The 13,269-nt window shown below is 71.0% G+C and carries 11 protein-coding genes; 4 read left to right on the top strand and 7 right to left on the bottom strand.

The features are described 5' to 3' along the window. Positions 1 to 17 precede the first annotated feature (17 nt). The 4 genes from ABZ893_RS26015 to clpB form a co-directional block, all read right to left on the bottom strand. Positions 18 to 1,964, bottom strand: coding sequence for an HEXXH motif domain-containing protein (locus ABZ893_RS26015; RefSeq protein WP_361407859.1), 1,947 nt, complete (start codon positions 1,962 to 1,964; stop codon positions 18 to 20). Further along, positions 1,958 to 2,188 carry a hypothetical protein gene (locus ABZ893_RS26010; protein ID WP_361407857.1) on the bottom strand — a complete coding sequence of 77 codons (231 nt, stop codon included), beginning with the start codon at positions 2,186 to 2,188 and terminating at the stop codon, positions 1,958 to 1,960. Before ABZ893_RS26010 ends, ABZ893_RS26015 begins: the two co-directional genes overlap by 7 nt. A 375-nt stretch (positions 2,189 to 2,563) precedes the next feature. Further along, the gene (locus ABZ893_RS26005; protein WP_361407855.1) at positions 2,564 to 3,100 is read right to left on the bottom strand and encodes a YbjN domain-containing protein; all 537 of its coding nucleotides are present in this window, start codon (positions 3,098 to 3,100) and stop codon (positions 2,564 to 2,566) included. Between the two features lie 178 nt (positions 3,101 to 3,278). Next, positions 3,279 to 5,882, bottom strand: a complete 2,604-nt coding sequence (gene clpB / locus ABZ893_RS26000; RefSeq protein WP_361407853.1) for an ATP-dependent chaperone ClpB — start codon at positions 5,880 to 5,882, stop codon at positions 3,279 to 3,281. A 151-nt stretch (positions 5,883 to 6,033) separates the two neighbouring features. On the opposite strand from clpB, the gene ABZ893_RS25995 reads away from it, so the two are divergent. Then, positions 6,034 to 6,450, top strand: a complete 417-nt coding sequence (locus ABZ893_RS25995) for a TIGR03618 family F420-dependent PPOX class oxidoreductase (RefSeq protein ID WP_361407851.1) — start codon at positions 6,034 to 6,036, stop codon at positions 6,448 to 6,450. Positions 6,451 to 6,584: 134 nt separating this feature from the next. On the opposite strand, the gene ABZ893_RS25990 is transcribed toward ABZ893_RS25995, so the two are convergent. Beyond that, positions 6,585 to 6,923 carry a hypothetical protein gene (locus tag ABZ893_RS25990; RefSeq protein ID WP_361407849.1) on the bottom strand — a complete coding sequence of 113 codons (339 nt, stop codon included), beginning with the start codon at positions 6,921 to 6,923 and terminating at the stop codon, positions 6,585 to 6,587. Between the two features lie 302 nt (positions 6,924 to 7,225). Here ABZ893_RS25990 and ABZ893_RS25985 point away from each other — a divergent pair, with 302 nt between their 5' ends. Genes ABZ893_RS25985 through ABZ893_RS25975 form a run of 3 tightly spaced genes read left to right on the top strand, consistent with a single transcriptional unit; the run spans position 7,226 to position 11,425 of the window. Next, entirely contained in the window at positions 7,226 to 8,206 is a 981-nt protein-coding gene (locus ABZ893_RS25985) for a helix-turn-helix transcriptional regulator (RefSeq protein WP_361407847.1), read from the top strand. A gap of 24 nt (positions 8,207 to 8,230) precedes the next feature. Further along, positions 8,231 to 9,253 (top strand): helix-turn-helix transcriptional regulator, encoded by a 1,023-nt coding sequence (locus ABZ893_RS25980; RefSeq protein ID WP_361407845.1) that lies wholly within the window; start codon positions 8,231 to 8,233, stop codon positions 9,251 to 9,253. 51 nt (positions 9,254 to 9,304) lie between these two features. Then, on the top strand, positions 9,305 to 11,425 hold the full coding sequence (locus ABZ893_RS25975) for a PA14 domain-containing protein (RefSeq protein WP_361407843.1): 2,121 nt from the start codon (positions 9,305 to 9,307) through the stop codon (positions 11,423 to 11,425). A 72-nt stretch (positions 11,426 to 11,497) separates the two neighbouring features. Here ABZ893_RS25975 and ABZ893_RS25970 read toward each other — a convergent pair whose 3' ends face one another. Both ABZ893_RS25970 and ABZ893_RS25965 read right to left on the bottom strand, forming a co-directional pair. Next, positions 11,498 to 12,163, bottom strand: a complete 666-nt coding sequence (locus ABZ893_RS25970) for a Uma2 family endonuclease (protein WP_361407841.1) — start codon at positions 12,161 to 12,163, stop codon at positions 11,498 to 11,500. 56 nt (positions 12,164 to 12,219) lie between these two features. After that, the gene (locus ABZ893_RS25965; protein WP_361407839.1) at positions 12,220 to 13,029 is read right to left on the bottom strand and encodes a helix-turn-helix domain-containing protein; all 810 of its coding nucleotides are present in this window, start codon (positions 13,027 to 13,029) and stop codon (positions 12,220 to 12,222) included. Positions 13,030 to 13,269: the final 240 nt, after the last annotated feature.

Here is a 13,269-nt window from a genome sequence, read left to right as displayed (position 1 = left end):
GTCCGGATCCTGGTGGGTCAGGTGCCCGGGAGGCCCGTCACCAGCGGTCCGGTGAGGCCGGGCAGGCGGGCGGTCCAGTCGGCCAGGTCCACGGGGTCGGGCAGCCGCCCGTCCCGGGTGCGGGCGTCGAGCGCCAGCGCCCGCACCAGTTCCGGGCGGTGCAGCAGCGCGGTGGCGGGGGTGTGCTCGCCCGCCGCCGCGAGGGCCAGGCCGAGGCCGACCCAGGCCTCGCGGGTCCCGGGGGCGGCGATCAGGACCGCCCGATAGCGCTCCGCCGCCCGTGCCGCGTTCGCCGGGCCGCCGAGCAGCAGGCACATGTCCGCTTCGAGGAGGTCCGGCGCGCGTTCCACGCCGGACAGGCGCGCGCGGGTGTCCGGGGCGAAGGTGCCGCCGTCGGCGAGGAGCGTCCGCCGTAGTTCGCAGCGGAGTTCCGGCAGGCGTGGCGGGCGCTCGGCACGCATCCGGGACGGCGGCGCGGTCGCCTCGTCAGCCGGTCCGCCGTCGAGCCGGAACCCGGTGAGCCGCCGCGTCGCGGCCGGGTCGGGTACGAGGTTGTGGCTGCACCAGGTGGCCCGCAGGTCGGCCAGTTCGTCCAGGGCCGGGGCGAGGGCGCCGGCCGGCACCTGCTCGTCGGCCCACGGAGCGGACCGGCACGCCATCGCGTCGACGAAGCGGCGGCCCCACGGAGTCAGCCCCGGCTGGTCGGCGAGCGTACGGAGCGCGATGGCCACGGCGTCCCGCCACACCGCGAACTCGAAGTGCGCGAGGTCCGCGCGGGGGCCGGTGAGGGCGTGCCGTTCCGCGCGCCAGAAGTCGGCGACGCCCGCGAACGCGTAGGTGCCGTGGAGGAGTCCCCATGGCGGACGCGGATCGGTGCGCCACGGCGCATACAGCAGGGTGTCCGCGTGGGGGCCGCCCGTGGCCCGGTCGACGAGCTGGATCTGGTGGCCGAGGGCGTTGAGCACGGAGTGGCGTGACTCGTGGACGAGCGTGACCGCGAAGTCGACGGGGTCGCGCGGCAGGGAGGCGAGCGCGCCGCCGAACGCCTCGGCGTACGAGGCACTGGAGGTTCGGAAGCGCGGCATCCCGGGCAGGGGCACGAGCGAGTTCAGGACGAGCCGCGCCATGCGGGCCGCGTCCGGGTGCCGGGCCCTGAGCAGGTCCGCCGCGTCGTGCAGGCGCCGCTGCCAGATGCCGGACTCCCCGTCGGTGACCGGGGCCGGGGGCGGCCAGGGGGAGCGGAAGTCGCGGTAGGGGTCGGCGTCGTCGAGGAAGACGCCGGGTCCCGGGTCGCCGGGGGTCCAGCTCAGGACGCGCGCGGGGTGCCAGCCGGGGGCGGGCGTGTGCGGGTCGGCGGGGAGTTCGAGGGCGTACGGGCCGAGGGTCAGGCGGGCGGCGCCGGGCCCGCCGGTCTCCAGTGTGGCGACGTCGTGGTCGCCGGTATCCGGCGTGGCGACGTCGTGATCACCGGGGGCGTCGTCCAGTACGGCGTGGCCCAGAGTGGGCAGGGTCACCCTGCCCGCACGGGCGGGGACGCGGACCCTCGCGGGAAGTCCCGCCCGCAGCGCGGCCGCCGCGGCGAGCGCGTGCGCGTAGCCCGCCTCCCGCCACAGCGGGGGCTCGCCGGGCCGGGCCACGGCGCCCTTGCGCAGCCGCCCGAGCAGCCGGACCGCCCACACCCCGACGGGCGGATGCCCGAGGACGCGCGCCACCGCCTGAGGGTCGCGCCGTTCCGCGCGGGCCAGCAGGTCGAAGGCGTACGTCATGGGGGGCAGCGGGCCGTGGAGCTCCGACGCGGCGGCCGCGTGTTCGGCCGCCGTGCGCTCGGCTTCGGCGAGGGCGCGCAGCATGAGCGTCCGGCGGCTGCGCTCGGCCGCCGCGACACGGGTACCGGTGGGCGCGGTGATGCGCCCGGTCGCGATGTCTTCCAGATCGGCGACCGGCACATGGTGCCGGGTCAGCACGGAACGGCGGGCCGGTCGGGTTCCCCGGACAGGTCACTCGGGGAGAGAGGCGCGGGCGGCCCGTGTTCGTGACGCGGCTCGTGGGAGGCCGTGCCACCGCGCTGCCGAACGCCGAAGTGCGGGCTCGTCTCCCCGCTGCCCACGACCTGCCCGACCGCGTCCTCCGTGAGATGTTCGAGCAGCGCCTGCTGCGCCTCCGCCACCAGCGGGTCCCTCAGTGCCATGGCCTCCTGAAGGCCCCAACGGCTGAGATCGACAAGTCCGGTCTCGATGTCAGTCGTAGAAGTCCTCACGTCAAACATCCCCCTGTCGGCTCCCGCTCGCGGCCCCGCGGCGCAGACCCACCTCTTCCCATAGTGGCCCGCGCCCCGCCACGCCGAAAGGGGTCCTGGCGGCCATCAAGGCTTGAATTGTTCGATTACTGGCCGGGAGAGAAGGCATCCGGTGCCGCAATATGCCGTTGACCTGGTCATCAACTGACGTGCCCTGTGGGGTACTTGGCATGTGGGGCGGCGCGTGGGGCGGGCGTTGCCGCAAACGCCGAGAGCCCGGCCGGGGTTACCCCGGCCGGGCTCTCAACTTGCAGATGTACCCGACGGCTACGCGTCGTCGCCCGGCTTCTCGTCGTCCGGGGAGTCCACGGACTGCTCCAGGCCGAGCTGCTCGACGAGCCAGCGGTCGAACTCGATCGCGGCGCGGACCCAGCTGACGGTCGACGACACGAAGTGCTCCAGGCTGACGCCCGTACCGATGAGCATCTGGGCCTCGCCGATGAGGCGGACCGTGCCGTCGTCGTGGGTGTGGCTGTAGACCTTGGGCCACAGGGTGCGGCGGTTCCAGTCGTCGATGGTCTCGAGGAGCGCCGGCTTGGCCTCGAGGTCGTGCGGGCGGTCGTAGAACGTCCGCACCGAGAAGACCTGCTGGTCGTCCTCGCCGCGGAACATGAAGTACGTGCGGAACTCCTCCCACGGAGCGGCGAGGTCACCCTCTTCGTCGGTGACGTACTTGAGCTCCATCTGCTCCAGGAGCTGCTTCACGAGGTCCTGGTCGGGGACGACGGGGCCCGCCGGTCCTGAGCCCTGCGGCTGCTGGGGCTGGCCCCCGAAGTTCGGAATCGAGGACGGGTCGATGCTCACGTGCTTGGTCCCTTCGTACGGATTCCCGCCATCCTCCCCCAGGAGGGGCGGGGAATAGCAAGCCCCGGCGGCACTATCCGCTGCGGGCTGACACGATCCGCCTCACCGGCTCAGCGCGGGCGGCGTACGGAAGGGAGCGGGCGGGGGCTGTGTCACCGCCCCCGCCCGAACACACCCGCTACAGCGTCTTGCCCGTGGCGCGGCCCACGATCAGGCCGTCTCCAAAGGCGTCCACCCGGACCGTGTCGCCGTCCGTGACCTCGCCGGCGAGGATCTCCTTCGCGAGGCGGTCGCCGATGGCTGTCTGGACGAGGCGGCGCAGGGGGCGGGCGCCGTATGCCGGGTCGTTGCCCTCGTCTGCCAGCCAGGCCAAGGCCTCGTCGGTGACTTCCAGCGTAAGACGCCGCTCGGCGAGACGCTTGGCGAGGCGGTCGATCTGGAGCTTCGCGATCCGCTCCAGCTCGGCCTTGTCGAGCGCCGAGAAGACGACGAGGTCGTCGAGCCGGTTCAGGAACTCCGGCTTGAAGGAGGCCCGTACCACTTCCAGGACCTCCTGCTTCTTCTCCTCGTCCGACAGCGTCGGCTCGACCAGGAACTGGCTGCCGAGGTTCGAGGTGAGCACCAGGATCGTGTTCCGGAAGTCGACCGTGCGGCCCTGGCCGTCCGTGAGACGCCCGTCGTCGAGCACCTGGAGCAGGACGTCGAAGACCTCCGGGTGCGCCTTCTCGACCTCGTCGAGCAGGACGACGCTGTACGGGCGCCGGCGCACCGCCTCGGTGAGCTGGCCACCCTCCTCGTACCCGACGTACCCGGGAGGCGCACCGACGAGGCGGGCGACGCTGTGCTTCTCGCCGTACTCGCTCATGTCGATGCGGATCATGGCCCGCTCGTCGTCGAAGAGGAAGTCGGCGAGGGCCTTGGCCAGCTCCGTCTTGCCCACGCCCGTCGGGCCGAGGAAGAGGAAGGAGCCCGTGGGGCGGTCCGGGTCGGCGATGCCGGCGCGGGTGCGGCGGACCGCGTCGGAGACCGCCTGGACGGCCTCGGCCTGTCCGATCAGGCGCCTGCCGAGCTCGTCCTCCATCCGCAGCAGCTTCTGGGTCTCGCCCTCCATGAGGCGTCCGGCGGGGATGCCGGTCCAGGCGGCGACGACGTCCGCGATGTCGTCGGAGCCGACCTCCTCCTTGACCATGGTGGACTTGGCCGCCTCGACCTCCGCCTCTTCCTCGGAGGCGGCCTCCAGGTCGCGCTCCAGGGTGGGGATCTCGCCGTAGAGCAGCTTGGAGGCGGTGTCGAAGTCGCCGTCGCGCTGGGCGCGTTCGGCCTGGCCGCGCAGGTCGTCGAGCTTCTCCTTCAGCTCACCGACGCGGTTGAGGGACTGCTTCTCCTTCTCCCAACGGGCGGTGAGGCCGCGCAGCTCCTCCTCCTTGTCGGCGAGGTCGCGCCGCAGCTTCTCCAGGCGCTGCATACTCGCCGGGTCCGTCTCCTTGTCGAGCGCCAGCTCCTCCATCTTCAACCGGTCGACGGAGCGCTGGAGTTCGTCGATCTCCACGGGCGACGAGTCGATCTCCATACGGAGCCGGGACGCGGCCTCGTCCACGAGGTCGATGGCCTTGTCGGGCAGGAAACGGGAGGTGATGTACCGGTCGGAGAGCGTCGCGGCGGCGACGAGCGCGCTGTCGGCGATCTGGACCTTGTGGTGGGCCTCGTACCGGCCCTTCAGCCCGCGCAGGATCGCGATCGAGTCCTCGACCGTCGGCTCGGCGACGAGGACCTGCTGGAAGCGGCGCTCCAGGGCGGGGTCCTTCTCGATGCGCTCGCGGTACTCGTCGAGCGTGGTCGCGCCGACCATACGGAGTTCACCGCGCGCGAGCATCGGCTTCAGCATGTTCCCCGCGTCCATCGAGGAGTCGCCGCCGGCGCCCGCGCCCACGACCGTGTGCAGCTCGTCGATGAACGTGATGATCTGCCCGTCGCTCTCCTTGATCTCGGAGAGGACGGTCTTCAGGCGCTCCTCGAACTCACCGCGGTACTTCGCGCCGGCGACCATGGCGCCGAGGTCGAGCGAGACGAGCCGCTTGCCGCGCAGCGACTCCGGGACGTCCCCCTTCACGATCCGCTGGGCGAGCCCCTCGACGACGGCGGTCTTGCCGACGCCGGGCTCACCGATCAGGACGGGGTTGTTCTTGGTGCGGCGGGACAGCACCTGCACCACGCGCCGGATCTCGTGGTCCCGTCCGATGACGGGGTCGAGCTTGCCCTCGCGCGCGGCGGCCGTGAAGTCGGTGCCGAACTTCTCCAGGGCCTTGTACTGGCCCTCGGGGTCGGGTGTGGTCACCCGGCGCCCTCCCCTGCTCTTCTCGAAGGCGGCGAGCAGCTTCTCTGCGCTCGCCCCCTGGTTCTTCAGTATTTCGCCCACCGCGCCGCCCCTGGCGGCGACCGCGATGAGCAGATGCTCGGTGGAGAGGTACTCGTCCCCGAGCTCCCCGGCCCGCTTGTCCGCGTCCGCGATGACGGCGAGCAGTTCCCTGTTGGGAGCGGGCGGCGCGACCGTCGAACCGGTCACGCTCGGCAGTGCGCCGAGTACCCGCTCGGCCCCGGACCTCACGGCGGCCTGGTCGGCGTCGACCGCGGCCAGCAGGTCCGTGATGTTCTCGTTGTCCTGGCCTTCAAGCAGTGCCAGGAGCAGATGCGCGGGGGTCAGATCCGCGTGCCCTCCGGACACGGCCCGACTGGTGGCCGCGTTGATCGCGTCCCGGCTCCGGTTCGTCAGCTCGGCGTCCACGTGCGCACTCTCCTCCTTGCGTCTGCATCTCCAGCACACTGACCCTGCAAGAATACACAAACTTGAGTCGACCTGACTCAAGAAAAGCGCGACGGGTCCGCTGCGGCTGCTTTCGCGGGTAACGGACGGCCCTGCCGATATCTTCCGGAGCATGGCCAAGCGGAACGATCCCCTGAACCCGGACCCGGGTTTCCTCAGCTTCTGGCGCGAGCGGCACCTGTGCACGCTGACGACGCTGCGCCCCGACGGGACCCCGCACGTGGTGCCGGTCGGCGTCACGTACGACCCGGAGGCGGGCCTGGCCCGGGTGATCACGAACCGGCACAGCGCGAAGGTGGGGCACGTCCGCGCGGCGGCGGCGACGGACGGCGGGGCCCGGGTGGCGGTCTGCCAGGTCGACGGGCGGCGCTGGGCCACGCTGGAGGGCCGCGCGGAGATCAGCGCGGAACCGGAACGGGTGGCGGAGGCGGTACGGCGGTACACCGAGCGGTACGAGCGCGTACCGGCACCCAACCCCGACCGCGTGGTCATCGAGATCGCGCTGACGCGCGCCACGGGGAACGGGTAGCGGAGGCCGGGTAGCGAGGGCCGGCCGCTGGGACCCGTAGACAAAAAATGCAGCGGCGCCACCGTGTTCAGGTCCACGGTGGCGCCACTGCTGGGGGAAGCGCCTGCGCGATCTACAACGACGGGGGAATCGCGTCAGGCACTGCGGGGGGTGGCTGAGGCGGTGTGCGAGACCTCGGGCCCCGACTCCTGCACCAGCTGATGGTCACGCTGGTCGAGATTCACGAAGATCATCCCGTACCGGACGACCGACCGGACCGGCTGTGGCGCGCCCCGGGGCCGGCGCAGGCACCGGTAGGCCCGGATGTCGTCACCCTCGTCCCGGACCACGACGATCGGTTCTCCGAACAGGGTGACCATCAGGGAGTCACCCGGGTTCGGGATCGCCGTCACGAGGTCGACGGTGTGCCAGCCGGAGCGGTAGGCGATCGCCATCTCCCTGCGCAGGGATCGGTCGTCAGGCGGGGGGGTCATGCGCCGGAGTCCACAGGGGCGGAGCTCCAGGACAGGTCCGGCGGCACCGCGGCCGACACATGCGTGGTGGGCGTACCGCTCCAGGACAGGTCCAAAGTGCCGAGCACTCCGAGAGCCATTCCGGTGCAGAAGGCAACAGCCATCACCGAGCGAAGCATTCTCTTGCACATAGTGGGCTTCGTCCTCACTTCCGTGGCTTCTCTCCCCCGACTCCCAAACGATGACTCATTCGGCCAACCAAACACCACAGAAGCGATGCATCATGTTCCTGCACGTTCAGGACCCTGGGGGGTGGATCAACAGTGACAAACAGCGCGGATCGGACACATCCTCACGTCGCGGCTGAACTGTGCGACGAGGGCAGGCGGTTGTACGCAAGCGCTCTGCGCTCCGGACGCATCGCCCGAAGTGACGTGGTGTCCGCTCCCTGCCTGGTGGAATCCGCGCTCCTGCACCCGGACCCGGACGACGCGGGCTGGCTCCGCCCGGTTCCCCCCACCGCGGCCCTGGCCCAGCGCCTCCAGCCCATTGAGCGCGAAATCCAGGAGAAGAGAAGCCTGGCAGTCGAACTGGCCGATTACTTCGAGCCATTCATGGCCATCAGCGCACAGGACCAGCCCACCACTCACGCGGTCACCGTCCTCGAAGGCATCAACCGCATCAACTCGGCGATCGAAGTCGCCATCGCCGAGTGCCAGTCGGAGATCCTCACCGTCCAGCCCGGCGGCGGACGCAGCGAACACTCCCTCACCGAAGGCCTGGAGCGCGGCCGTGCCGTCATCGCGCGCGGCATCACCATGCGCACCCTCTACCAGCACACGGCCCGCCACAGCCAGGGCACGCTCCTGTACGCCGAGCACATGGCCAAGGGCAACGTGGAGATACGCACGCTCGAAGAACTCATCGAGCGGCTGATGATCTTCGACCGGACCGTGGCGTTCATCCCGGTCGCCGGCGAACACCCGGTCGCCCTCGAACTGCGCCACCCCGGCCTCGTCGAGTACCTGGCCAAGGTCTTCGAGCAGCTCTGGCAGCGCGGGGTTCCCCTCCTGGAGGAGACGCCTTACGCTCCCCCGACCGACGGCATCACCGGCGTACAGCGTTCGATCGCCAGACTTCTGGTCGAAGGCCACGTCGACGAGGCGATCGCCCGCCGCCTGGGTATGAACGTCCGCACCTGCCGCGCGCACATAGCCAAGCTCGCCGCCGCCCTCGGCAGCGGAAGCCGCGCTCAACTCGGGTTTCTGATAGCACAGTCGGGGATCCTCGACCAGGATCACTGAGAGTCGACCGAAGAGAGCCACACCGTGACCACTGAGGCCCACACGCACGGCGCCGAGGAGTTGTGCGCCGCCGGCACGGCGGTGTACTCCCGGGCCCTGCGCGAGGGCCGCGTCAAGGTCGAGGACGCCGGCTGCGCGCCGTGCCTCCTCGACTTCGGGCTGCTGCACACGGACCCGGACGACGGGCAGTGGCTGTGCCCCGTCCCGCCCGCCCTGGTCCTGCCCGGACTGCTGCGCGGCATCGAGGCCGAGATCGCGCACCAGCGCCGCCGCGAGTCGAAGCTCGCGGACACGTTCGCCCCGCTCATGGAGCTCGACGCGCAGCGCGCGGCCGTACGCAGCACCCCCATGCTCTCCGTCCTCATGGGGTCCCAGCGGATCAACAGCGCGATCGCCGAGGCCATGGCCGCCTCCTCGCAGGAGCTGCTGACCGTCCAGCCGGGCCAGCGTCCGCCCACGCTCCAGACCTCGGTCCTCTCCCAGGAGCAGCAGCTCCTCTCCCGCGGCTGCCGGATGCGCACGCTGTACCAGCACACGGCCCGGCACTCCCCCGCCGCCGTCGCCCACTGCGAGCAGCTGCGGGGCGACGTCGAGGTCCGTACGCTCGACGAGGTCACCGAGCGGCTCGTGCTGCTCGACCGGACCGTCGCGTTCATCCCCGCCAACTCGGACCGCACCGTGGCCCTGGAGATCCGCCACCCGGCGCTCATCTCCTACCTCGTGACGACCTTCGAGCGCCTGTGGCGGCTGGCCACGCCGATGTTCCCCGTCGCCGCGCACCAGCCCCCGGCGAAGGGCGGCGTCACCTCGCGCCAGCGCACCATCGCCGCCCTCCTCATCGAGGGCCACACCGACGCCGTCATCGCGGAGCGCCTCGGCATGAACATCCGCACGGTCCGCGTCCACATAGCCAAGCTGGCCACCACCCTCGGCAGCGACAGCCGCGCCCAACTCGGCTATCTCATAGGGCAGTCGGGGATGCTGGAACCAGATCCGGAGCCGGAAGCGGAAGGCCGACCGGAACCGGAAGCGGAACCGACCCCGTAGAGCGGCCCGCGCCCGTACAACCAACCCCCACCCTCGTGTGTCTTGATCGTCATGACACCCGCCACACCCTCAGGTGCGCCCTCACGCGCACTCCCCGGCGCACCGCGCGGCCGCCGCTCCGCGCGGGCGCTCTCCGCGTCCGTGGTGGCCGCCACGGCCGGCAGCCTCCTCACGGTCGCGGCCCCGCCCGCCGACGCCGCGGTCAGCTGCGCCTCCCCCGTCTTCAAGCGGCAGTTCTACGCGAACACCACCTTCTCCGGTACGCCGAAGAAGACCGACTGCGACTCGAAGATCGACCAGAACTGGGGCACGGGCGCGCCCGCGACCGGCCTGCCCGTCAACAACTTCGGCGTCCGCTGGACCGTCACGCGCGACTTCGGCTCCGGCGGCCCCTTCGCCCTGCCCGTCGAGACCCGGGACGGCATCCGCGTCTACGTGGACGACGTACGCAAGGTCGACATCTGGAAGAACGTGTCGACGACGCAGTCCAAGACCGTCAACGTCACGATCCCCGCCGGGAAGCACACCCTTCGGGTCGACTTCGTGAACTGGACGGGCGCGGCGAACGTCAAGTTCGCCTACACGCCCCGCACTTCGGCGACGGTCGACACGGTCAAGCCTCTCGTCCCGACGGCTCCCGTGCTCACGTACACCTCCACCTACCAGGCCAAGCTGAGCTGGGCGGCGAACAAGGAGATGGACCTCGCGGGGTACCGCGTCTACCGGCGGCTCAAGAGCGGCACGTACCCCGCGCAGCCGCTCGCCACCACGACCTCGACGTCGTTCACGGACACGACCGTCCCGGCGACGGGCGACGTCTATGCGTACGAGGTCCGCGCCTACGACAAGGCGGGCAACACGTCGGCCGGCACCGCCGACCAGTACGTCACCACCGCCGACCGCACCGGCCCCGCGGCCCCGGCCGGGCTCACCGCGCACGGTGACCTGTACGGGATGATGATCGGCTGGAAGCCGGTCGCGGACGCCACCGCGTACGAGGTGTACGCGAAGTCGTCCACCGGCGCCTACACCCTCCTCAAGCGCCTCACCGGCACGTCGTTCATCGATTACGTGGGCGCCGACAGCACGCTGCACACGTACGCGGTGCGGGCGTTCGACGCGGCCGGGAACCCGAGCGCGTACTCGACGGCCGTCACGTCGGACGGCATCGACCGCACGGCACCCGACGCACCCGCGAACTTCGGCGCGGACGTCGCGGCCACCGAGGTGAAGCTGACCTGGGAGACGCCCGAGCACCCCATGAGCGACGAGCTCGACAACTCCGCGCGCTTCGTCGTGTACCGCTCGCAGGGCAGCTCGCTCGGCGCCGACCGGACACCGATCACCTGCGAGAACGAGACGACGACGCTCCGCTCGGACCGGGCCGCCTACGACTTCCGGTGCTACGACCGCAGCGCGAAGCCCGAGACCCGGTACACGTACGGGGTCACCGTGGTCGACGGCTGGAAGAACGAGTCCCAGGTGTCGAACACCGTCACCGTGACGACGGCCGACCGCGTGCCGCCGCGCCCGCTCACCGGCCTCAAGGCCACGCCCCGCGCCGACGGCACGGTCCTGAGCTGGGACAAGCCGCTCGACGACGACATCGTCGAGTACACCGCCCAGCGCGGCGTCCTCCAGGCCGACGGCACCATCGAGTGGCTGGACCCGTTCGCCTGCGTGGACGACGCGGAGAACCCGCTGGCGATCCTGTGCGTCGGCGTCCCCGACGGCAAGACGTACGTGTACGCCGTGACCGCCCGCGACAAGTGGGGCAACGAACTGTCCTTCGACGACCCGTCGGTGCCCAAGGTGACGAGCACGGAACTCGACCTGGTCCCGGCCGACGCGACCGGCAGCGACCCGGGCCCGGTGTACGGCGCAGGCGGCTGGCGCGCCACCGAGGACGTCTCCGGCCCCTCCTGGCGCTGCGGCGACGCGACGGCCTGCGCGGACATCAAGGAGTACCGCATCACCCGCTGGAACCGGGCGACGAGCACGTACGAGCCCCTGGCCACGGTCCCGTCCACCGGCAGCACCGCACCGCAGTCCTACCGCGACACGACCCAGCCGCTCGGCGAGACGTCGTTCTACCGGATCGTCGGCGTGCGTTCAGACGGCTCGACGACGGCCCCGGCCCACTCGTGGACGATCCGGCCGGACCTGGTCTGACACCGCGTGACGAGCGACGCCGCTTCGCACCGCCGGACTGCCCGGCGGGGCGAAGCGCTGAGGCACTGCTGGTCAGGGGCGGCGCGCTCCGGTGATCGCCTCATCGAGGGTGAACCCCTTGGCGGGACCCTCGGGGATGATCACCTCCGTGCCGTACGGCACCTGGTGCACGCCCACCCAGTCCCCCTTGTCGGAGCGGGGCTCGGTGAGGACCGTGACGGTGCCCTGAGCGTCGTGGTCGTCGATGATCACGTATACGGGGATGCCCGCTCGGGCGTACTCGCGGCGCTTCCTGACGCGGTCGCGATCCTGGTTGCGCTTGCCGGGTGAGACGACTTCGACGACGAGACGCACTGCCGCGGCCGTGATACCGAGACCGTCAGCCGTGACGAATCGATCGACATCCCTGGGGACGATGAACAGATCGGGTACCCACGCACTGCCCTTGTGCACGACGTTGATGTCGTTGCGCGCGACGAAGTCCGTCTCCTTCAGGAAGAAGACCAGCTCGTCGCGGAGCAGATTGATGATCTGGCCGTGGGAAAAGCGGCCGGTGGGCGACACCTCGATGGCTCCCTCAATGATCTCGGCGTGATAGCCCTCGGGGAGTTCCATGGCCTTCCATGCCTGCCACACAACCTTTTCCAGCTCGGACAGCCCCTCGTCGAACGGAGCGTTCTCTGCCTGGGTCGCGATGTCGGGCATGGTCCTGGGCCTCTCAGCGGCAAGAGCGGTCATCGTGGCGCACCTCCTTTCAGTGTGGGCTCGGCGTACTGGGGACACAAGCGACACGATCACTGCGGCGCGGGGCGGCAGCCGGGGCAGCAGTCCGGTTCCGGGCCCCGGTAGGCGTGGTCGCAGACGTCGCAGTTCCGCAGTGGGTAGCGGACGGTCGGCGGTGGTGGCGGTGCGGCGCTTGCCGTGAAGCCGCTTGGCCGGGGCGGTAGTTGGACCGTCAGGCGGTGTGCGAGGAGGGCCGCCGGGCGGTGGATCGGGCGGTCCTCGGGCAGGTCGCGGGTGAGGGCGTGGCGTACGGCGGCGGGCGTCAGATCCCGTTCCAGCCATGCGGCCACGCCGGGCGCGAGGCGTTCGGCGTCGTGCGCGGAGAGGGTGAGGCGGGAGTCGGCGCGGTGGAGGCCGGCCAGGACGTCCATGGCCGCCCGGAGGATGCCGGGCCCGGGAGTGTGCTCCGGGTGGGGCACGGCGAGAGTCCGGGGCTTTTTCTTCGGCGCGGGTCGGCGCCTCGCGGGGGCCTCGGAAGTCGTGGCACCCGGCTGGTTGCAGGAGACCGTGCGCGTACGCACCCGCCCGTCCGGTGTGCGATGCCGCTCGCGCCGCAGGTAGCCGTGGGCCTCCAGTTCGCGCAGGGCCGCGGCGATACGGGCGGTGCCCTCCGGGAAGCGGGCCGCGAGAGTACGGACGTCGGCGCGGGCCCCTGCCGGAAGCGACTGGATGTGCACGGCGAGGCCGATCGCCAGGCCGGAGAGTTCGCGGTGCTGGGCGAGGTGATTGCCGACGACCGTGAAACGCGTGTGATGACGGGCGTTGTCATGGACGATTCCGCCCGGGGCGCGCGAGGGGGCGCTAGGGTGCTGAGTATCCATCGGGAAGACCACATCTTCCTTGGCGGCTAGGCCCTCGCACTGGGATGCCCGTCCCGGCGAGGGCTGTCGCATGTCTGGGGTTGTGATGGTGCGTGCTGCTGGTCGTGAGCGTAGAGGGCGCAACCGGCATATGCGCAAGCCCAGTTGGTGACCTTCACCCGTCCGTGTCTCGGCGGGCGGAGGGGTGGGGCTTGGACTGGGTCCTTTCCCCCTCGGCCGTTCTTAGGTGTTACCGCCCCC

The sequence above is a fragment of the Streptomyces sp. NPDC046821 genome (assembly GCF_040645335.1).
Taxonomy (GTDB): Bacteria; Actinomycetota; Actinomycetes; order Streptomycetales; family Streptomycetaceae; genus Streptomyces.
Note: the sequence above shows the minus strand (reverse complement) of the source record. Positions and strands in the feature narration are given on the sequence as shown.

Coding starts and splice junctions, on each gene's coding strand:
- ABZ893_RS26010 (WP_361407857.1), bottom strand. CDS start 2,188: ATGGCACTGAGGGACCCGCTGGTGGCGGAGGCGCAGCAGGCGCTGCTC.
- ABZ893_RS25995 (WP_361407851.1), top strand. CDS start 6,034: ATGGCCAAGCGGAACGATCCCCTGAACCCGGACCCGGGTTTCCTCAGC.
- ABZ893_RS25990 (WP_361407849.1), bottom strand. CDS start 6,923: ATGACCCCCCCGCCTGACGACCGATCCCTGCGCAGGGAGATGGCGATC.
- ABZ893_RS25975 (WP_361407843.1), top strand. CDS start 9,305: ATGACACCCGCCACACCCTCAGGTGCGCCCTCACGCGCACTCCCCGGC.
- ABZ893_RS25970 (WP_361407841.1), bottom strand. CDS start 12,163: ATGACCGCTCTTGCCGCTGAGAGGCCCAGGACCATGCCCGACATCGCG.
- ABZ893_RS25965 (WP_361407839.1), bottom strand. CDS start 13,029: ATGGATACTCAGCACCCTAGCGCCCCCTCGCGCGCCCCGGGCGGAATC.